This is a genomic window from Streptomyces sp. UC4497, assembly GCF_054871485.1.
Window position 1 is genome coordinate 108342 of sequence record NZ_JBTYHB010000004.1, and the last position, 20258, is coordinate 128599.

Genomic DNA, 20258 nt, shown 5'->3' on the forward strand with positions numbered 1-20258 from the left:
CCTCAGGTTCCGGTGAGCCGCGCGACCACAGGGGCGAAGCGCTCCGCCTCGCTCTGCTGCACGGTGATGTAGTTGGCCCCGAAGCGCTCGCGCCGTTCCCGGAGGCGGTCGACCACCTCGTCGGGCGGGCCGATGAGCACGTTCGGGTGGTCGAGCAGGCCCTCCGACGGCACACCCAGCCTGCGACCCACACGGTCCGCCGCCGACACCGGGTCGTCGGTGACCCTGGCGAAGAACGGTGAACTCTCCACCTCCAGAACGGAGATGCGCTGACCCGCCGCCTCCCGCACCACCCCGTAGCGGTGTGCCGCCTCTTCGGAAGGTGTGCGGCCCGCGTCATCGCGGGCCACGAACGGGACATTCGCGAGGCTCACGATGTCGGCCTCGCGCGCCGCGAACGACAGCACGCGGCGCCGGGAACCCCCGATCATGATGGGTGGATGCGGGCGCTGCACCGGCAGCGGCAGACCGGAATGGTCGACCGCGGTCACATGTTCGCCCCGCAGGTCAAGCGGCTGACCGCCCCACTGCGCCTTCAACAGCGCGACCACTTCTTCGAGCTTGTCCACGCGCCGTCCCGCAGGAGCGAACTCAAGGCCCATGGCCCGGTATTCGGGCTCGCTCCACCCGGCGCCGATGCCGAACTCGAGGCGCCCGTCGGAGAGCAGATCGATCGTCGCGGCCTCCTTCGCCAGGACGCCCGGCACGTGATAGTCGACGCAGAACACCCTGCAGCCGACCCGCAGCGTGTCCGTCACGGCCGCCGCCGTGGCAAGCGCCGCTACGGGCGCCAGGTGCTGTGCGGGCCAACGGGCTTCCTGCTGGGCCGGGCCGGGCCCGAGGTAGTGGTCGGCGAGGAACAGGGTGCTGTAGCCGAGGTCCTGCACGGAGCGCGCCGTCTCGCGCCACTCCTTCGCGGATGTTGCCTTCGTCGCCTGGACGGCGAACCTGAATGGCTGCACACTTGTCACGCAACTCACGATAACTGTCCAGCAGTTGGGGCGCCATGCCTCGACCGCGACGAACGGAACGGGAGGGCATGTGGTCAAGCGCGCACGCTTCGCCGAGTACCGGGACCGGTACCGCAACTACCGCTTCGAGCTGAGTGAGGAAGGCATCCTGTTCATGCAGTGTCACACCGACGGCGACAGCCTGGTGTGGGACTGGAAGGCGCACGACGACATGGCCGACGCCTTCGCCGACGTGGCAGGCGACCGGGAGATCAAGGTGCTCATCCATACGGGAACGGGCGCCAACTACAACGCCGACTGGGGGCGGCTGCCCAATGGCGAGCTCCCGGATCCGCCCCTGTACGACGCCATGCCGGGCGTGCGTGGACTGCGCAAGCTCGACGAGAAGGCCTGGTACAACCGCAACCTCATGTGGAACGTCCTCGACGTGGACGTGCCGATGATCAGCGTGGTGAACGGGCCGTGCAACATCCACTCCGAGGTGCCGCTGATGGGCGACATCGTGCTGGCCTCCGATGACGCCTATTTCCAGGACGTGTCGCACTTCCCGCGCGGCCAGGTTCCCGGCGACGGGCAGCACGTCATCTGGCCGTTCCTCGTCGGCCACAACCGTGCCCGCTACCTGCTGCTCACCGGGAAACAGCTCGGAGCGCAGGAGGCCAAGGAGTGGGGTGCCGTCGCCGAGGTGCACCCCAAGGACGCGGTCCTGGACCGGGCCTGGGAGCTCGCGCGAGAACTCGCCAAGCGCCCGTATCTGGTCCTGCGCTACACCCGCCAATTGTTCACGCAGAACCTCAAGCGCGCCTTCCTCGACGAGCTGGGTCACGGCCTCGGCCGTGAGACGTACGCCCAGCAGGAGTTCTTCCCGTTCGGTGGTGGCATGGCGCCCCTGGATCGGGCCTACGACGACGAGCCGTGGAGCTGAAAGCGGCGCAAATACGCGACAGTTATATGGAGTTCAGCGCGAGCAACTGTCTACTATCAGTGCACGGTGACGCGTGACCCGAGAGGACATGGTCCATGACGGAACTTCAGGAACGACTGGCCACCGGCAAGGGCAAGTTCACACCGAACTACCCCGAACTCGGCACCGCCCCCGTCTCGTACGAGGACTGCGTCTCGCCCGAGTTCTTCGAGGCGGAACGCGCCGCGATCTTCCAGCGGTCCTGGCTCTACGTCGGCCGCTCCGAACAACTGGCCCGCAGGGGCTCGTACTTCACCCGCGAACTACCGGGTAGCCTGGCCTCGATCGTGGTGACCCGCGGCGCCGACGACCGGGTGCACGCCTTCCACAACGTCTGCGCGCACCGCGGCAACAAGGTCGTGTGGCAGGAGCACCCGCAGGAGGAGAGCGCCGGGATGTGCCGGCAGTTCCACTGCAAGTACCACGGCTGGCGCTACGGGCTCGACGGACAGGTCACGCACGTCACGAACGAGCAGGAGTTCTTCGACCTCGACAAGAAGCGGCTGCGGATGCCGCCCGTGCACTGCGAGGAGTTCGCCGGTTTCGTCTTCGTCAATCTCGCCGAGGACCCGGTGCCGCTGCGTGTCCATCTCGGTGACCGTCTCCTCGAACTGGAGCAGTACCCCTTCGAGAAAATGACCCGCCACCACGGCTTCCGCGCCCACATCAAGGGCAACTGGAAGCTCGCCGTGGACTCCGTGTGCGAGTGGTACCACCCGCCGTACGTGCACGCCCGGTTCATCGACAAGGACGTCGCCAAGGCCGAGAAGATGGTGCCGCCGGTCGACGCCTACCACTACGACCTGTTCACCCCGCACATGCTCACCTCCGTGCCGGGACCGCCCCCGCTCCCGCCGCGCGAGCCCGGCGCGCTCGGGCCCGCGACCAACGACCAGAAGTGGGTGTACCGGCTGTTCCGCGCCGGACTGTTCGGCCCGGACGACGTGCCCGACCTCGGCCCGCTCCCGGAGTTCCTCAACAAGGGCCGCATCAAGTCATGGGGCAACGACCAGTTCTGGCTCTTCCCCAACCTCTCCGTGCAGATATGGGCCCGCGGCTTCTACATCACGTACACCTATTGGCCGGAGAGCGCCGACTCGCACATCTACGACATCGACCTGTACTTCGTACCGCCCGAGAACGCCCAGCAGCGGCTCGCGCAGGAACTCGTCGTCGACAGCACCATCGAGTTCGCCATGCAGGACGTCAACACCATCGAGGCCACCCACTCGGGACTGAAGTCCCGCGCGAACCGCGAGTTCCACCTCAGCGACCAGGAACTGCTCATCCGGCATTTCCATAAGACCGTCCGTGACACCGTCGCCGCCCACCAGGAGGCGTGATGACCACCACCGAACGGCTCCTCCCCGAGGGCTTCGGCGAGCTCGAACCGTACGTCGACGACTGGGCGCTGCCGACCCGGCAGGAGCGCTACGACATGCGGCTGACGAAGGACATGACGGAGCTCGGCGCGTTCTACGACGTGATCGCGCCGCGCGCCGAGGAGGCCATCGCCCACCTCGACGGCCACGACCTCGACGCCCTCCCCGAACCCGAACTTCGCCTGCTGCGACTGCTGTTCTCGATGATCCTCGTCAGTTACGCGGTGAACGTCTTCGAGCAGCCGAGCATCCCCGACGCGGGCGCCGCCTTCTTCGACACCCTCGTCGAGCCGGCGGTGTGAGGCCACGTACGCTCACGCCGATGAACGCGCAGACTCTCGTCGACGTCGACCTGCCACGCGCGCAGGCCGGCGCCAACCCCCAGCACCTGATCCTCGGTCTCTTTACCGACCACTGGTTCCGGGCGGAGGACGCCCTGCCGTCGGCGGCGCTCGTCGCACTGCTCGGCGACTTCGGGATCACCCCGGTCAGTGCCCGTGCCGCGATCGGCAGACTGGCCCGGCGCGGCGTCCTCGACGTCCACAGAGACGGACGCCGCACCTACTACCGGCCGGCGCCGAGCGCGGTGCGCCCGCTGGAACAGCTGCAGCGCCGCATCGTGAACTTCGGCGCGCGGGAGCGCCCGTGGGACGGACTGTGGACCACGGTGATCTTCTCGGTACCCGACGACCGGCGCGACGTACGCCACGCCCTCCGGCGGCGGCTCGGCTTCCTCGGATACGCCGCGGTGTACGACGGGGTGTGGATGTCGCCGCACGCCGACCAGGACCAGACCGTCGAACTGCTCGAGAGCGTCGGCGTGCGCAGCGCCACCGTGCTGCGCTCCACCCTCACTCATGCGCGGGGCGCCGGAGACCCGCTGGGCGCGTGGGACCTGGACGCCATCCAGTCCGCGTACGAGGACTTCATCGCCGAGTACACCCCGCTCCTGCAAAGGGTGGCGAGCGGGCAGGTCGGCTCCGCGGAAGCCCTCGTGGCCCGCACCACCGTGAAGGATGTGTGGCGCGAGCTCGTCGGCATCGACCCCGAACTCCCGGCCAACCTCCTGCCCGAGAGCTGGCCCGGCCGCGCCGCGCGCGCCGTGTTCGCGCAGATCTACGACACGCTCGGGCCGCTCGCGGAGGTCCGCGTCCGTCAGCTCGTGGCCGAACAGCACCCGGCGCTCGCCGCACAGACAGGGCACCGCACCACGGACGACGACAAGGAGCCGCCACCATGAGCACAAGCAGTGCCGCAGGCCGTCTCGCCGGCAAGGTCGCCGTCGTCACCGGCGCGGGTTCGGGCATCGGCCGGGCGACCGCCCTGCTCTTCGCCGAGCAGGGCGCCAAGGTCGTCTGCGCCGACCGCAGCGGCGAAGAGGGAGCGGTCGCCAAGGAGATCGGGGACAACGCCGCCCTCGCGGTGCACACCGACGTGTCGGACACCGGCGACGTACAGCACATGATCGGCGCGGCGGAGCAGCACTTCGGGCGTCTCGACGTCCTGTTCAACAACGCCGGCTTCGGCGGCCCCCGCAAACCCCTCGCCGAACAGGACGAGGCCACCTTCGACGACGTCATCGCCGTCAACCTCAAGGGTGTCTTCCTCGGCATGAAGTACGGCATCGCCGCCATGCTGCGCGCGGGAGGCGGCTCGATCGTGAACACCGCCTCCTCCGCCGCCCTCGTCGGCTGGAAGAAGCACGCCGTCTACGCGGCAGCCAAGGGCGGCGTCGTCCAGATGACCAAGTCCGCCGCACTCGACTACGCGACCCGGGGCATCCGCGTCAACGCCGTGTGTCCCGGCATGACGTGGACGGGGCTCTCCGGCGCCGGCCCGGAGAACGCCGTGCCGCCGCCCGACGCTGTCATGAAGGCGCAGCCCATGCACCGTTGGGGCCTGCCGTCAGAACTGGCCGCAGCCGTGCTGTTCCTGGCGAGCGACGCCTCGTCCTTCGTCACCGGGGTGGCGCTGCCCGTCGACGGCGGCTACGTGGTGGGCTGATCCGGCACCCAGCTCGGGTCTCGCTTCTCCAGGAACGCCCGCATCCCCTCGCGCGGCTCGGGCGACTCCTCCAGTGCCCAGAACATGGTCTGGTGGTCGATGACGCCGTACCGCTCATTGAGCATCCGCTTGACGTGCATCCGCGCCATCGGCGGCGTCCGCAGCACCTCGTGCGCCGCCGCCAGGGCCGCCTCCCGCAGCGATGCGTGCGGTACGACGCGTGAGACGAGACCGAGCCGCAACGCCTCCGCCGCGTCGAAACGGCGCGCCGAAAGCAACAGGTCACGGGCGACCGCCACCCCCACGTGTGCGGGCAGCGCCGCCGCGAACGTCGCGTCCGGGATGCCGCGCAGCAGCTCCGGCACCCGGAACGTCGCCCGGTCACTGACCACCGTGATGTCCGCCATCATCGCGATCAGCAGACCGCCGGCCTGACAGATCCCGTTCACCGCGGCGATCACCGGGGCCCGCGACTCCCTGATGGCGGTGAACGGCAGGATGTCATGGCCGATGGCGGACACGTCGGCGTCCCCCGGCTGCGCCCGGCCGCCCAGATCGCCGCCGGGCGCGAACACGTCGTCCGTGCCCGTGATGATCAGCGCGGTCAGGTCCGGGTCGGTGTTGACGCGGCGTACCGCCCGCTTGATGCCGAAGTACATCGCGGGTGTCAGCGCGTTCCGCGCCTCGGGCCTGTCGATGTGACACCAAGCGATGGCGCCGTCCCGTTCGAGGCGCAGCCCCGTCGTTCCAAGATCCTTCTCCGCACCGCCGTTCACGTGACCGCGCCCGCCTCCTTCAGGGCGAGGATGCGTTCCCAGTCCATGCCGAGTTCGAGCAGGATCTGCTCGGTGTGCGCGGCGAACTCGGGGGCGGGGTCGAGGTGGTCGAGCGGCTCGGACTCGAACTGCACTGGACTGGCTGCGAGTTCGAGACGTCCGGCGCGAGTGACGTACTTGTTGGCGCGCACCTGTACGTCCTCGCCGACCTGGACGGAGTCCTGGACGGGCGCCCAGGGCCCGGACAGAGTGACGAACCGTTCGGCCCACTCGGCGAGCGGCCGGGTGGCGATGATCTCGCGGAGCAGCTCGACTCCCTCCTCCGCGTGCTCGGCGATGAGCTCCGCGGTCGCGAAGCGTGGATCGTCGGCGAGATCCGGCCGGTCGATGTGCCGGCACACGTCCGCCCAGTACCTCTGCGGCTGCAGCATCACCAGGGAGAGGTGCCGGTCGTCGGAGGTGCGGTAGATGCCGCTGAGCGGATTGGCCATGCCGTTCGGGCCGCCCGGCATCGCCATCACCCACGGCTGCTTCTTCGCCCGCGCGAGCGCGATGCCGTGCCCCATCGCCCACACCCCACTGCCCAGCAGCGAGACATCGACCACGGACCCCTCGCCCGTACGCTCCCGGCGGACGAGCGCGGCGGCGATCCCGCCCGCGAGGTTCGTCCCCGAGATCGTGTCCCCGTACGCGGGCACGGGCAGCGGCAGGATCCCGTCGAGGCCTTCCGGCGTGATGCTCGCGGCGGCCGAGGAACGCGCCCAGAACGCCGTCATGTCGTAGCCGCCCTTGTCGGACTCCGGGCCCAGCGGGCCGAAGGCGCTGCCGCGGGCGTAGACGACGTCCGGCTTGATCGCGCGGATGTCCTCGGGCTCGATGCCGAACTTCTGGCGCGCCCGAGGCAGGAAACTGGTGAGGAAGACATCGGCTCCCGCGACCAGTTCGCGCAGTACCGCCATCCCCTCCGGCTTCGAGATGTCGAGGCCCAGGCTGCGCTTGCCACGGTTGGCGTGCTCGATGTTGGGGTTCGGCTCGTCCTCCTCGATGACGAACGCGCCGGTGCGGCGCAGGCCGCGCTGGGGATCCCCGTTCACCGCGTGCTCGATCTTGATGACATCCGCGCCCCAGTCGGCGAGCACGGCTCCGGCCGAGGGCACGAAGCCGTACATGGCGACCTCGACGACGCGGATTCCCTCCAGAGGCTTCACACTCACTTGGCCACCGCCCCGAACGTCTTCGTCTCCAGGAACTCCGCGAGTCCTTCGAGCCCGTACTCGCGGCCGACCCCCGACTGCTTGTAGCCGCCGAAGGGACTGTCGGGGGCGAAGTAGTTGCCGCCGTTGATGCTGAACGTGCCGCTGCGGATGCGCCGGGCCACGCCCACCGCGCGCTCGTCGGACGCGGAGAACACCGCGCCCGAGAGGCCGTACGCCGAGTCGTTGGCGATGCGTACGGCATCGGCCGCGTCATCGGAGTTCTCGTAGGGGATGACGGACAGCACGGGGCCGAAGACCTCCTCCTGTGCGATCTCGCTGTCCTGGGCCACCCCGGCGAGCAGCGTCGGCCGGTAGAAGAACCCGGGTCCCGGTATCCGTTCGCCGCCGCACACCAGCTTCGCCCCGTCCGCGACGGCACGCTGGACCATCGCGTCCACCTTGTCGCGCTGCCGCTCACTGATCAGCGGACCCATGTACGTCGCGGGGTCGGCAGGGTCGCCCACGGGGATGCGGGCGAGGCCCTGGGCGACCATGTCGACGATCTCGTCGTGCCGCTCGCGCGGAACGAGGAGCCGGGTACAGATGGCGCAGCCCTGCCCGGCGTGGCTGCATGACATGAACGCCGCCATCATCGACGCCGTCTGCAGATCGGCGTCGTCGAGCAGCACCATGGCGGACTTGCCGCCGAGTTCGAGGAAGACCCGCTTGACCGTCCCGGAGGCCGCCGCCATGATCCGGCGGCCGGTGGCCGTCGAGCCGGTGAAGGTGACGACGTCGACGTCCGGGTGCGTGGTCATCAGCTCGCCGGCGGCCGAGCCGGAGGAGGAGAGCACGTTGACGACGCCCGGCGGGATGTCTGTGTGTTCGGCGATGAGTTCGCCGAGGGCGAGGGTGACGAGCGGGGTGTCGGGGGCGCCCTTGAGGACGACGGTGCAGCCCGCGGCGAGCGCAGGTGTGATCTTCGCCAGAGCGATCTGGTTCGGATAGTTGTACGGAATGATCGCCGAGACCACGCCGGCCGCCTCTTTCTCCACCCAGCGACGGTGCCGCGCGCCACGGGCCTCGGTGACGCCGAGGTCCCGGCTGAACTCGTACGTCGGCAACAGGTCCGCGTACCAGCGCACGACCCCGATCGGCTCCTCCAACTGGGCGCCGGCGGTGAGCTGGTGCGGGGCGCCGACCTCGGCGATGGTCAGCGCCCGCAGCTCTTCCTTGTGGTCGACGAGTGTGCGGTGCAGCTGGTCCAGGCAGCGCGCGCGAAAGTCGCGGTCCGTGGCCCACGACGTGGTGTCGAAGGCGTGCCGTGCGGCGGTGATCGCGGCCTCGGCCTCGGCGGGGCCCGCGTCGGGGGCGTGGCCCACGACGGCGCCCGTGGCCGGGTTGACGGAGGCGAAGGTGGTGGCGGCGCCGGTGAGCCGGCCGTCTATGAGCAGCCGCCGGTCGGGGGCTTTGTCGGTCATGTGCGGTACGCCTCCTGCGTTGATGCCGGACTCGTGAGGTGCCGTGAACGGACGAGGGGTTCAGACCTTGCGGGTGATGCCGCCGTCGACGCGGATGATCGCGCCGGTGGTGAAGCTGGACGCCGCGGACGCCAGGTGCACGGCCAGCGGTGCCACCTCCTCGGGGCGGCCCATGCGGCCGAGCGGTACGAACGGCGCCTCGTCGGGGTCCTCGGGCGCCCAGCCGCGCGACAGATCGGTGAGGAAGGGGCCCGGCAGGATCGCGTTGACCCGCACCTTCGGCGCGTAGGCCTCCGCGAGTCCTACGGTGAGTGCGTTGAGGCCCGCCTTGGCACAGGCATAAGGGAGTTCGCGGGTGCTGGCGGTCAGCGAACCGGCCGTGCCGACGTTGATGACCGAGCCGCCGTCGTGCTCGGCCATGTGGGTCGCCGCCAGGACGGCGAGCCGAAACGGGCCCTTCAGGTTCACCGCGAGGGTCTTGTCGTACAGCTCCTCGCTGATGCCGGTCAGGTCCGTGTAGAGCGGTGACATGCCCGCGTTGTTGACGAGTACGTCCAGCCGGCCGAGCCGGTCGAGGGTCGTGCCGACGAGCCGGTCGCAGTCGTCCCAGCGACCGGCGTGGAAGGCGACGGCCTCGGCGCGCCGCCCGGTCGCTTTGGCGATCTCGGCGGCCGCCGTCTCGCAGGTGTCGAGCTTGCGGGAGGCGATGACCACATCGGCGCCCGCCTCGGCGAGGGCCCCGGCGATGGCGCGGCCGATGCCACGGGAGCCGCCGGTGACGACGGCGACCCTGCCGGTGAGGTCGTGGAGTGCGGCCAGACTGTTCACAGCGGTGTGTCCCCTTCATCTGCCATGCGTACGACGACCTTCCCGACCGCCTCGCCGTCCGCCACGCGGCGCAGGGCCGCCGCGGTGTCCGCGAGCGCGAACTCGGCGCCGATGTGCGGACGGACGGTGCCCGCGGCGAACAGGGCGCCCAGCCGCGCCTCGTTCGCCTCGAACTGAGCGGGCAAGTGGGCGGCCAGATCCCGCAGTTGGAAGCCCGTCACCTGGACGCCCTTCAACAGGACGAGGTTCAGCGGGAGGCGGGGGATGCCTCCGGCGAAGCCGATGCTGACGAACCGGCCGCCCCAGCGTACCGACCGCAGCGCCGGCTCGGCGAGCGTGCCGCCCACCGGGTCGAGCACCAGGTCCGCTCCGGCGGGCAACGCCTCCTTGAGCGCGGCCCGCAGCCCGCCCCCGCGATGGTCCATCAGCACCGTCGCGCCCTGCGCCTTCGCCGCCTCCAGCTTCTGCGCCGACGACGCCACCGCCGTGACCCGGGCCCCGGCGAGCGCGCCCAACTGGACGGCTGCCAGGCCCACTCCACCGCCCGCGCCGAGCACCACGAGATCCTGACCCGCCGCGATCCCGGCCACTGTGTGCAGCGCGTGGTACGCGGTGCGATGCGCCACGCCGAAGGCCGCAGCCTCCACGAGGCCCACGCCGTTCGGCACCACGGTCACCGACCGTTCCGCCACCACGGCCCGCTCGGCGAACGCCCCGACCATTGTCGTCCCACACACCCGGTCCCCGACCTGTACGCCGGTCACCTCGTCGGCGACCGCCTCCACGACCCCGGCGAACTCGCTGCCCGGCACGAACGGCGGCGCCACAGGCAATTGGTACTCCCCGGCGACGAGCAGCACGTCCGGGTAGTTGACGGCCGCCGCGCCGACCCGCACCCGCACCTGCCCCGCCTCGAGAGCGGGCATGGGCACGTCGGCGACCCGGACGACTTCCGGCGGTCCGTAGGCCGTGCACTGTGCCGCCCTCACGCTCAGCACCCCCGCCATACGGGCGCGCGCTTCTCCATGAACGCCGTCGCGCCCTCCTTCGCGTCCTCGCTCGCGAAGACGGAGCGCTGCAGTTCCTTCTGGCGGGCGCCGGCGCGGTCCGGGTCGGTGAGCGTCGTACGGACCAGTTCCTTGGCCGCGGCCAGACCCAACGGTGCGTTCGCCGCGATGCGCCCGGCCAACTCCAGTGCGGCGGACGGGACGTCGTCGGCGGCGACCACGGTGTTCACCAGGCCGATCTCGCGCGCTCGATGTGCGTCCACCGGGTCCCCGGTCAACACCAGCTCCAGGGCGTGAGCCAACGGGATCCGGGTGCCGAGCACCGCCCCGCCCCCGGCCGGGAACAGCCCGCGCTTGACTTCGGGGAAGCCGAATCTCGCCGTGTCCGAGGCCACCACCACGTCGCAGGCGAGCAGCAGTTCCATGCCGCCCCCGAGAGCGCTGCCGTTGGCGGCGCCCACCACGGGGATCGTGATGCCGCCCTCGATGAGGCGTTGGTATGCGGCCCGCCCCGGGTCGTCGCCCAGCCCCATGTGCGCACCCGCCGCGAACGCGCGCAGGTCCATGCCGGGGCAGAACACGCGGTCGCCGCTGCCGGTGAGAACCACGGCCCGTACCTCGGGGTCGGACTCCGCCTCCAGCAGCGCACGGCCCAGGGCCGCCATCAGCTCAGGTGTGAGCGCGTTCCGGGCCTCGGGCCGGTTGAGCCGGGCCACCAGCACGTTCCCGGAGCGCACCCGCACCAGCACGTCGTCGTCGCTCATCCCTGGTACCCCGATGTCTCGGCGAGATCGGCGGCCTCGCGCATCAGCTTCAGGATCAGCGGCCCGTACGCCTGGAGCTTGGGGTCGTCGCCGGCGCGCTGGAAACCCTGTTCCAGGACGATGGCGAGCTTCCATTTCGCCAGGACGGCGTAGTAGTCGAAATCGTCGACCTGACGGCCCGACAACTCGGCGTACCGGCTCAGCAGTTCGTCGCGCGAGGGCATGCCGGTGAGATCGACGTAGCCGGCCGTAGCCGCCTCGGGGGCGGCCGTGTCCTCGGGCCAGCTGTGCAGCATCCAGGCCAGGTCCAGCTTGGGGTCGCCGACCGTGCCCATTTCCCAGTCGACGATCGCCGCCAGCCGGGCGGGGGCGCCGTGGTGGAACATCACGTTGGCGAACTGGTAGTCGCCGTGCATCAGACCGGGCGTGTAGTCGAGTGGTTTGTGGGCGCGCAGCCAGGCAGACGCCTCGTCGAGCCCCGGTATCTCGCGGCCTTTCACACGCTCCAGGAATGAGGTCCAGCGGTCCACCTGCCGCTCGTGGAAACCGTCGGGCCGGCCGAGGTCGGTGAGGCCCTTCTCCTGCCAGTCGACCATCGACAACAGGGCCAGTCCGTCCGTGAGTTGCTCGGCGAGGCCGCGGCGGGCGGCGGCGTCGGAGGCGAACGGCTCGGGCCACTTCTTGTCCGTGAGGTTCATCGGGGACCAGCCGTCCACGAACCCCATGAGGTAGAAGGTGCGGCCGAGCACCGACGGGTCCGTGCACACCGCGACCGCCGGGGTGTGCGGCACCTCCGTGCCCGACAGCGCCTCGATGATCCGCCACTCGCGGTGGATGCCCTGGTCGCGGGAGGCGGGCGCGGTGGGCGGGGGGATGCGCAGCGCGCAGTGCAGCGGGCCGCGCCGGATTTCGTAGATCTCGTTCTGGGTGCCGCCGGAGACGTAGGAGTGGGTCAGCGGGTCGCCCTTGCCGGGCAGGTCGAGGCCGTCCAGCCAGGTGGCCAGGCGTTCGATGTCGATCACAGCTCTCCCTCCGCGTCGAAGTACGCGGTGTACTTGGCGATGGCCGCCTCCCGGCGGGTGGGCAGATGACCGGTGGGCCACAGGCCCTGCGTGGGCTCGTGCTCGCGCAGCACCTGGCGGGCCACGGTGACCTTGTGGACTTCGGTCGGGCCGTCGGCCATCCCCAGCACCCCGGCGCCGAGCAGCATCTTCTGGAACGGCATTTCGTTGCTCATCCCCAGCGCCCCGTGCACCTGGGCCGCGCGCTGCGCGATGTCGTGCAGTACCTGCGGCATGACGACCTTCACGGCCGCGATGTCCTTGCGCACCTTCTTGTAGTCGTTGTGCTTGTCGATCGACCAGGCGACGTACAGCACGAACAGGCGGAACTGGGTGAGCTGGGCGTAGGAGTCGGCGACGTAGCCCTGCACGAACTGCTTGTCGGCGAGCACCCCGTCCCGTGTGCGGCGGCTCAGCGCCCGCTCGCACATCATGTCCAGGGCCTTCTTCGCGTGGCCGATGGTGCGCATCGCATGGTGCACGCGACCGCCGCCGAGGCGGGTCTGGGCGATGACGAAGGCCTGACCCGGCCCGCCCAACAACGCCGAAGCCGGGACCCGTACGCCGTCGTAGTGGATGAGCGCGTGGGCGCCGCCGCCCAGGGGCTCGTCGCCCAGGCCGACGTTGCGCTCGATTCGGATGCCGGGCGTGTCCGCCGGAACCAGGAACATCGACATGCCCTTGTACGGTCCGGCCTCGGGGTCGGTCACCGCCATGACGATGAAGAACGCGGCCGTGCGGGCGTTGGAGGAGAAGAACTTCCAGCCATCGATGATCCAGCCGTTGTCCCCGTCACGGACCGCCCGTGTCTCGAAGAGTGCGGGGTCGGAGCCCGCCTGCGGCTCGGTCATGGAGTAGCAGGAGAACACCTCGCCGTCGAGCAGCGGCCGAAGGTACTTCGCCTTCTGTTCTTCCGTCCCGTAGTGGGCGATGATCTCTGCGTTGCCGGTGTCCGGAGCCTGGCAGCCGAAGATGACCGGCGCCCACTCGGAGCGGCCAAGGATCTCGTTGAGCAGGGCGAGTTTCAACTGCCCGTAGCCCTCGCCGCCGAGCTCGGGGCCGAGGTGGGCGGCCCACAGACGGTGGCGGCGCACCTCTTCCTTGAGCGGGTCGGTGATCTTGCGCAGCTCCGGTCCCGGTGGGGTGAACTGCTGTCCGGGGAAGGCCAGATCGAGGGGCTCGACCTCTTCGCGTACGAAGGTGTCGGCCCAGTCCAGCAGCTGCTGGAAGTCGGGGTCCGTCTCGAAGTCCCATGACATGGGTGACTACTCCTTGTCCGTGGTGAGCGGCGTTCCCATGCGCTCCAGGGCCGCTCGGGCCTGGGTGAGGACGTCCTCGGCGGGCGCCCCCTCCACCAGCGAAGCCATCAGCCGTACGTCCTTGCCGAGGAGCCCGCCCGCGACGGCGCCCATGCGCGTCGGATCGCAGCCCGACGCCGCGAGTCTGCCGAGCGCGAAGCTGGCGGCGCTGCCGTGCCCGGCGACCTCGGCGAACCGCTCCGGCTCGACACCCAGCCGTTGCCCGAGGGCCAGCGCGCTCGCGGCGATCCCGAAGGTGGCGGTGAACAGTGTGTTGTTGAGGAGCTTGGTGACCTGTCCGGCGCCCAGCGGGCCGAGGTGCACGACCGGGTCGCCGTACGTCGCGAAGACCGGGCGGCAGCGCTCCACGGCTTCGTTGTCCCCGCCCGCCATCACGAGCAGCTTCCCCGCGGCCGCGGCCGGGCCGCCGCCGCTGACCGGCGCGTCCACCACCTGCGCCCCGCGCTCCGCCGCGAGCGCGCCCAGGCGGCGGCAGGTGTCGGGGTGGACGGTGCTGTGCACCGCGAGTACCGCACCGGGACGCAGGCCCGCCAGGACGCCCGAGTCGCCCAGGACGACCTCCTCCACGTCCGCGTCGCCCACCACGCACACGCCGACCACGTCACAGAGCGAAGCCAACTCGGCCGGAGTGTCCGCCACTTCGGCCTTCGTCCCCGCGAACGGCTCCAGCGATGCGGGGCGGCGCGCCCACAGGGTCAGCGGGAGCCCGGCGTCCACGATGCGCCGCGCCATGGGTGCGCCCTGGCTGCCCAGGCCGATGAAACCGGCGTGTGTCACAAGTCCTCCAACGTGAGAGATGGTCAGGCCTTTCCGGACCGTGCCGGCCGCCAGAACGTCGCGAGCAGCCCGGCCGTCGCCACCACCCCGACCCCGAGCGCCACACCCCCGCCCGTCCAGCCGGTCACCTCGATGTCGAACGCCGCGTCGAGGGACCAGGGGCCGGCGCCGAGCACCGCGAGTGCCACACAGCCGACCCCCAGCACGAGCACGTACTCGTAGCCGTCCTTCATGACGAAGAATCCATTCGCGCGATGCGCGAGCAGGCCCGCGACGAGCATCACGGAGATGACGGCGGCGCAGGCCAGCGGTGTCAGGAAACCGGCGGCGAGCAGCACGCCCGCACCGATCTCCGTCACCACGCTCATCCAGGCCTGCAGTCGCCCCTTGCGCAGCCCCAGGCTTTCGAACCAGCCCGCGGTGCCCGCGATGCGCCCGCCACCGCGCCAGTGGTTGAGCCCGTGCAGGGCCATCGTCGCGCCGATCACCAGCCGCAGCAGCAGTACTGCGAACGCTTCGGCCCCGGTCATGCCGCCTCCCCTTCCGTTCCGCCGTCCGTCCGGACGGCGCCGTTCCGTTCGCTCTGCACCACGCACTCCTCCACGAACGCCAGGAGCCGCAGGTGATAGCTGCGGGCGGCCAGGCCCAGGCTCAGGTTGTGGCCGCAGCCCGCCTGTTCGTTGGCCCGGACGCGGGGAGCGGCGGTGAACAGGCCGGTGATCTCGGCGAGCGCGGCGGGCCCCGACTCCCACACCCGCTCGTGGTCGCCGAGGCTGAACTGCACCGGGATCCGTACCTCGGCCGCGAGCCGGGCGAAGTCACGCTCCACCCACACCCGCGCCGGCCCTTCGTAGGCGGGGGAGTCCGAGGCGATGTACCGGGTGTTCCATACGTCGTCGGCGTACAGCTCGGCCGGGCCCCACAGGGTTTCGCGGGTGCCTATCGGGCGTCGGCCGACGCGCTGACGTGTCACCCCGGCGGCCTCCAAGGCGCGGATGGTGTCGGGCTGGTGCCGAAGGCCCGTGCCCGCGATCTCCAGGCCGAGCAGCCGGCGCCCCCGCTCGTCCGCCGCCATGCGCATCGCGAGCTCGCAGCCCGCCGAGTGCGCCGCGATGAACACGGCCGGGCGGCCGGGGAGTTGGTCGATGAAGCGTTCGAGCGCCGCGTATGTCGTGTCGAGACGGCTGTGCGGATCGCGGTAACGGTCGGCGAAGGGCGCGGAGATGCCGTAGCCGGGGCGGTCCATGGCGACGACCGCGTAGCCGAGCTGTGCACCCGTGCGCAGCAGGGAGAGCTCCGGCCGCCCCGGGCAGTCGAAGTACAGCGAGGTGGTGCCGCCGCCGTGCAGCGCGAGGATCACCGCGCGGGGCTCGGGGGCCGAGCACACCCGCGCGGAGAGCGGGAAGCCGTCCACCCGGACCGACTTGGTATGCACGCTGGGCGGGATGGCCGCGTCGAGGGCCGCCTGCAGACGGCCGGGCACCGTCATGTGTCCGCCCGCAGCAGCATGACCCCGCTCGGCGTGAGGCCGCCGGTGCTGACCACTGCGGTGCGGGCACCGGCGATCTGCCGGGCGCCGCCCTCGCCGCGCAGCTGGGTGATCGCCTCGCGGACCAGGCCCATGCCGTGGGTGCGGCCGTGCGAGAGCTGACCGCCGTGCGGGTTGACGGGCAGCACGCCGTCGCGGGCGATGTTCTTCCCACCGTCCAGGAAGTCCTTGGCCTCACCGATGCCGCAGAAGCCCAACGCCTCCAGCCAGGAAAGGCAGTTGACGGTGAAGCCGTCGTACAGCAGCGCCACGTCGACGTCGTCCGGACGCAGCTGGGTACGGGTCCACAGATGCGCCGCCTGCCCGAGCACCTGGGGTTCGTGTGTCGACGTGGTCTGGTCCCACTCCAGGCGCTCGACCAGCTGCGTGCCGACCGCCTCGACGAGCACGGGTGGCTTCGGCAGCTCGCGGGCGGCGTCGACCGACGACACGACCACCGCGATCGACCCGTCGCACGGCACGTCGCAGTCGTAGAGACCGAAGGGGCTGGTGATGGGTCGGGCCGACAGGTAGTCGTCCATGGTGAGCGGGTCGCGGTAGATCGCCTCGGGGTTGAGGGCGGCGTTCGCGCGCTGGTTGAGGGCGATCCAGCCGAGCGTCTCGCGGGTGGTGCCGTACTCGTGGAAGTGGCGCTGCGCGTTTTGCGCGAGGTGGATCGCGGCGGACATCGCGCCGAACGGAGCCACCCACTGCGCGCCGTCCGCCACCCGGTCCTGGCGCGGCACGGGGCGCAGGCCCTCGCGCACCTGCTGGGAGTGCGTGGTCTCCCACACCGTACGGAAGCACAGCACGTGCCGCGCCAGGCCGCCCGCGACCGCAAGCATCGCGGCGATCACCGAGCCGGCCGGGCCGAACGTCTCCATGCCGCCGTTGTGCCAGGTCGGACGGATGCCGAGCGCGCTCTCCACGGCGGTGACGCCGCCCTCCCCGAAGCCGGCGGAGATGCCCGAGCCCGGATACGTGGCCAGGCCGTCGATGGCGTCGAGGGTGAGCCCAGCGTCGGCGACGGCCTTCTCGCACGCCTCGACGGTCAGCGCGAGCGGCGGCACACCGAGACGCCGCCCGATGCGAGAGGCCCCCGCGCCGGTCAGTGCCGCCCGGTGTTCGAAGCGATCGGTGCTCACCGGCGGCCGGACGAGCGTCCTGATCCGCTCGGGATCCGGGTCGTCGGGTGGCAGGGGCGGGAGCGGATCCGGCTGCTCGGCGCACGGCCGGAACAGGGGCAGCCACACGTCCTCCACCTGCTCGAAGACGGCCTCCAGGCGCATGCCGAGCCGCAGCTCGGAGGGCTCGCAGCCGACGATGTTCGTGGTGAGGCGGACCCGCGGGTCCGCCGCGACCGCCACCCGCGCCACCACGTAGGGCGGCTCCAGACCGGGTGAGGGGAAGCGTTCGTTGACCGTGAAGGAGACGAGAACAGCGGTGCCCGCGACCTCCGTGACGCCCAGCTCGTGCCCACGGCAGCGGCGGCACACCGGCAGCGGTGGATGGTTCAGCGCGGAGCAGTCCGCGCACTGCTGGAAGCGGAGCCGGCCGTCCGCCCCGGACGTCCAGAAGAACGCGGTGTCATCGGTGAGCAGGGGCAGGGAACGCCGTGCCACAGGGTCTCCTCCATAGGTCGGCGAACGAGGGTCAACGTCCGAGGGTCAACGTCCGAGGGTCAGCGCATGTCGGCGCGTTCGCCGCGCGCCGTCACCGGAGCGGCCAGGCTCTGCTCGTCGCAGGCCTTCTGCAGCTTGTCCAAGGTCTCGTCGAGCCCGGGTCCGAGGCGCTTGCCAGGCGTGAACGTGGCCGGCAGGTGCCGCATGCCGTTGATGATCCCGACGGAGTCGTAGTGCACGGTCCCCTCCGCCGCGCACACGTAGTCCGGCATCCGGTCCAGGACGTGGCTGAGCATCCGCTTGAACACGATGCGCGCCACGTTCGAGCCGATGCAGCGGTGGATGCCGAGGCCGAATGCCTGGTGCCGGTTGCCCTTGCGCTCCAGGTCGACCTTGTTCGGTTCCGGGAAGACCGACGGGTCACGGTTGGCCATCGCCCACGACAGCCAGACCCGGTCGCCCTCCTTGAACTCCTGGCCCGCGAGCGCGCAGTCCTCGGAGACCGTACGGCCGTCGCCCACGGCGGGCGTGAAGAAGCGCAGGAACTCCTCCGTGGCCGGGTCGAGCAGCTTCGCCCGCTCGCGGCTGAGCCGTTCCCGCACTTCGGGGTGGAGCGAGAGCCACTCCAGGGAACGCCCGGTGAGCGCCGTCGTCGTGTCGAAGCCGCCGCCGATCAACAGGGCGAGGACCCCGAGGAGATCCATGTCGGAGGGCTTGGTGTCACCGATGTTCGCGTTGACCACCGCGTCCACCAGGCCGGGCCTGGGCGTGGCACGGATCGCGTTCATGTGCTCGGCGATGTCCCTCATCATGGCGATGTGCAGGTCGCGTACGCGCGCCCGGTCGGGGGAGTCCGGCGGGGTGTAGACCCCGGCGTGGGCGGGCTCGTTGTACAGCTGCCACTTCTTCAGCGGGATCCCCATCATGGCCAGGGTGAACACCGCGGGTACCGGGTTGGCGAGGTCCTCAACGAAGTCGATCTCGCCCGACTCGATGCGTTCGTCGAGGCACGCCCTGATCAGCTCGTCGAGGAACGGGACCCACCGCTGCACCGCCGCAGGCGACAGATACGGGTTGAGCGCCTGCCGGTAGTAGCGCTGTTCCGGCGGGTCCATCTCCAGGAACCCGCCGCGAAAGCCCTGGCCCTGCGCCGGAGCGGGAATGGTGATGCCCTTGTAGCCACGGCGTTCGTTGTTGACGTCGTGGTCGTTCGAGAGCTTCTCGGCGGAGCGGGCGATGTCGAACACCGCCTGGTGGCTCGCGGCGACGAAGTGTCCGCCGTGGGTGTCCGTCCACGCCACCGGGCAGCGGCCCTGCATCTCCTCGGTGATCTCCACGAACCGCTCCCGGTAGTCGGGCGCGTGGCGGTCGAAGTGGAACCGGACGCTCTTGCGCGCCTCTTCGTCCGGTGCGCCGTTCTGTTCCTGCGTGGTCACGTGATGCCTCCTTTCCGGTACGAGCCTGCGTGTCAGCCCGTGAAATCGCCGGATTCGGTGATCGTGATGGCCCGTTCCGGACAGGAGCGCATCGCCTCGGCCGCCGCCTCCGTCTCCCCGGCGGGCACGTCCTCGCTGACCGGCGACGAGTGCCCGTCGATCTCGTCGAGTTCGAACACCTTCGGCGCGATCATGGCGCAGAGAGTGTGACCCTGACAGCGGTCCTGATCGACACTGACCTTCATGAACAGCCCCTCAAATCCCATGTCTTGATGGCTCGTCAGCGCTGCCAGTCGTACCACTTGAGGTAGCCGCCGGCGTCCACGCGCAGCTGCACACCGGTGATGTAGCGGGCCTCGTCCGAAGCGAGGAAGAGGACCGCGTTGCTGATGTCGACCGGTTCCACGAAGGGGACGGGCATCGCCTGCTGCACGGCGAAGGCCGGCTCGGCGTCCTGCCGTGTGGGGTGCTCCAGATCGGGGCGGAACGACCGGTACATCGGCTCGCTCTGCAGCATCTGTGTGTTGCAGTTCGTGGGGTGCACGACGTTGGCGCGCTGCTTCAGCGGGGCGAGGTTGCGGGCCAGTTCGTGCATGTACTCGGAGAGCGCCCGCTTGGCGTAGGCGTACCCGGCTCCGCCCGGGTTGGCGCCCGGGTTGTCCACGATGCCGTGCTGCATGAGGGCGGCCGTCGAGGCGGTGGCGATCACGGAGGCGCCCTCGCGCAGATGCGGCAGGGCGGCCTGGATGATGTTGATGCTGCCGATCAGGTCGACGTCGACGGCGTCGGACCACGCCTGCAGCGGCGGAGTGCCTTGCAGCGGAGCGATCCCGGCCTGCGCCACGACGATGTCGACCCCGCCGAACTCGGCCACGGTGCGGTCCACGGCGTCCCGCATCGCCTCGCTGCTGCGCACGTCGGACTGGAGGGGCAGGACCTTGCGGCCCAGCTTCTCGACCAGGCGCACCGTCTCCTTGAGATCCTCCGGCGTCGCCATCGGGTAGTTGACCGTCTCGTAGTCGCGACAGAGGTCGATCGCGACGATGTCGGCACCCTCCTCCGCAAGCCGCACCGCGTGACTGCGCCCCTGACCGCGTGCCGCGCCGGTGATGATCGCGACCTTGCCCTCGACTCGCCCCATG

The 20258-nt window shown here is 70.5% G+C and carries 21 protein-coding genes; 5 read left to right on the top strand and 16 right to left on the bottom strand.

All coding sequences use genetic code 11. The features are described 5' to 3' along the window. Positions 1-2 precede the first annotated feature (2 nt). Positions 3-971 (bottom strand): TIGR03621 family F420-dependent LLM class oxidoreductase, encoded by a 969-nt coding sequence (locus ACYSUO_RS07685; RefSeq protein WP_461775270.1) that lies wholly within the window; start codon positions 969-971, stop codon positions 3-5. Between the two features lie 70 nt (positions 972-1041). Between ACYSUO_RS07685 and ACYSUO_RS07690 the strand changes: the two genes are divergently transcribed. The 5 genes from ACYSUO_RS07690 (at position 1042) to ACYSUO_RS07710 (ending at position 5321) form a co-directional block, all read left to right on the top strand. After that, positions 1042-1896, top strand: a complete 855-nt coding sequence (locus ACYSUO_RS07690) for an enoyl-CoA hydratase/isomerase family protein (RefSeq protein WP_461775271.1) — start codon at positions 1042-1044, stop codon at positions 1894-1896. 95 nt (positions 1897-1991) lie between these two features. Further along, a complete protein-coding gene (locus ACYSUO_RS07695; protein WP_461775272.1) occupies positions 1992-3278 on the top strand; it encodes an aromatic ring-hydroxylating oxygenase subunit alpha in 1287 nt (428 codons plus the stop codon). Next, a complete protein-coding gene (locus ACYSUO_RS07700; protein ID WP_461775273.1) occupies positions 3278-3619 on the top strand; it encodes a hypothetical protein in 342 nt (113 codons plus the stop codon). The genes ACYSUO_RS07695 and ACYSUO_RS07700 overlap by 1 nt, the downstream gene beginning before the upstream one ends. A gap of 20 nt (positions 3620-3639) precedes the next feature. After that, complete coding sequence (locus tag ACYSUO_RS07705; protein ID WP_461775274.1) at positions 3640-4557, top strand: PaaX family transcriptional regulator; 918 nt, start codon at positions 3640-3642, stop codon at positions 4555-4557. Continuing rightward, positions 4554-5321, top strand: a complete 768-nt coding sequence (locus ACYSUO_RS07710) for an SDR family NAD(P)-dependent oxidoreductase (RefSeq protein WP_461775275.1) — start codon at positions 4554-4556, stop codon at positions 5319-5321. The genes ACYSUO_RS07705 and ACYSUO_RS07710 overlap by 4 nt, the downstream gene beginning before the upstream one ends. On the opposite strand, the gene ACYSUO_RS07715 is transcribed toward ACYSUO_RS07710, so the two are convergent. From ACYSUO_RS07715 to ACYSUO_RS07785, 15 genes are read right to left on the bottom strand one after another with little or no spacing between them, the layout of a single operon-like run. Further along, positions 5306-6097 (bottom strand): enoyl-CoA hydratase/isomerase family protein, encoded by a 792-nt coding sequence (locus tag ACYSUO_RS07715; RefSeq protein WP_461775276.1) that lies wholly within the window; start codon positions 6095-6097, stop codon positions 5306-5308. The genes ACYSUO_RS07710 and ACYSUO_RS07715 overlap by 16 nt on opposite strands. Next, positions 6094-7311, bottom strand: a complete 1218-nt coding sequence (locus tag ACYSUO_RS07720; protein WP_461775277.1) for a CaiB/BaiF CoA transferase family protein — start codon at positions 7309-7311, stop codon at positions 6094-6096. The genes ACYSUO_RS07715 and ACYSUO_RS07720 overlap by 4 nt, the downstream gene beginning before the upstream one ends. Further along, a complete protein-coding gene (locus tag ACYSUO_RS07725) occupies positions 7308-8774 on the bottom strand; it encodes an aldehyde dehydrogenase family protein (RefSeq protein ID WP_461775278.1) in 1467 nt (488 codons plus the stop codon). The genes ACYSUO_RS07720 and ACYSUO_RS07725 overlap by 4 nt, the downstream gene beginning before the upstream one ends. A gap of 60 nt (positions 8775-8834) precedes the next feature. Next, the gene (locus ACYSUO_RS07730; RefSeq protein ID WP_461775279.1) at positions 8835-9602 is read right to left on the bottom strand and encodes an SDR family NAD(P)-dependent oxidoreductase; all 768 of its coding nucleotides are present in this window, start codon (positions 9600-9602) and stop codon (positions 8835-8837) included. Continuing rightward, positions 9599-10591, bottom strand: a complete 993-nt coding sequence (locus ACYSUO_RS07735) for an NADPH:quinone oxidoreductase family protein (RefSeq protein WP_461775280.1) — start codon at positions 10589-10591, stop codon at positions 9599-9601. The genes ACYSUO_RS07730 and ACYSUO_RS07735 overlap by 4 nt, the downstream gene beginning before the upstream one ends. A gap of 2 nt (positions 10592-10593) precedes the next feature. Further along, positions 10594-11373 carry an enoyl-CoA hydratase-related protein gene (locus tag ACYSUO_RS07740; RefSeq protein WP_461775281.1) on the bottom strand — a complete coding sequence of 260 codons (780 nt, stop codon included), beginning with the start codon at positions 11371-11373 and terminating at the stop codon, positions 10594-10596. Further along, on the bottom strand, positions 11370-12395 hold the full coding sequence (locus ACYSUO_RS07745) for a phosphotransferase family protein (protein WP_461775282.1): 1026 nt from the start codon (positions 12393-12395) through the stop codon (positions 11370-11372). The genes ACYSUO_RS07740 and ACYSUO_RS07745 overlap by 4 nt, the downstream gene beginning before the upstream one ends. Continuing rightward, the gene (locus ACYSUO_RS07750) at positions 12392-13693 is read right to left on the bottom strand and encodes an acyl-CoA dehydrogenase family protein (protein WP_461775283.1); all 1302 of its coding nucleotides are present in this window, start codon (positions 13691-13693) and stop codon (positions 12392-12394) included. The genes ACYSUO_RS07745 and ACYSUO_RS07750 overlap by 4 nt, the downstream gene beginning before the upstream one ends. Before the next feature lie 6 nt (positions 13694-13699). Continuing rightward, complete coding sequence (locus tag ACYSUO_RS07755; RefSeq protein ID WP_461775284.1) at positions 13700-14530, bottom strand: NAD(P)-dependent oxidoreductase; 831 nt, start codon at positions 14528-14530, stop codon at positions 13700-13702. A gap of 23 nt (positions 14531-14553) precedes the next feature. Further along, on the bottom strand, positions 14554-15060 hold the full coding sequence (locus ACYSUO_RS07760) for a DoxX family protein (RefSeq protein ID WP_461775285.1): 507 nt from the start codon (positions 15058-15060) through the stop codon (positions 14554-14556). Continuing rightward, positions 15057-16019: an alpha/beta hydrolase gene (locus ACYSUO_RS07765; RefSeq protein WP_461775286.1), complete on the bottom strand. Its 963-nt coding sequence runs from the start codon at positions 16017-16019 to the stop codon at positions 15057-15059. Before ACYSUO_RS07765 ends, ACYSUO_RS07760 begins: the two co-directional genes overlap by 4 nt. Beyond that, a complete protein-coding gene (locus ACYSUO_RS07770; RefSeq protein WP_461775287.1) occupies positions 16016-17680 on the bottom strand; it encodes a thiolase C-terminal domain-containing protein in 1665 nt (554 codons plus the stop codon). Before ACYSUO_RS07770 ends, ACYSUO_RS07765 begins: the two co-directional genes overlap by 4 nt. A gap of 59 nt (positions 17681-17739) precedes the next feature. Next, entirely contained in the window at positions 17740-19116 is a 1377-nt protein-coding gene (locus tag ACYSUO_RS07775; protein ID WP_461775288.1) for a cytochrome P450, read from the bottom strand. Between the two features lie 32 nt (positions 19117-19148). Further along, positions 19149-19382 (bottom strand): ferredoxin, encoded by a 234-nt coding sequence (locus ACYSUO_RS07780; RefSeq protein WP_461775289.1) that lies wholly within the window; start codon positions 19380-19382, stop codon positions 19149-19151. 14 nt (positions 19383-19396) lie between these two features. After that, positions 19397-20257, bottom strand: coding sequence for a mycofactocin-coupled SDR family oxidoreductase (locus ACYSUO_RS07785; protein WP_461775290.1), 861 nt, complete (start codon positions 20255-20257; stop codon positions 19397-19399). Position 20258: the final 1 nt, after the last annotated feature.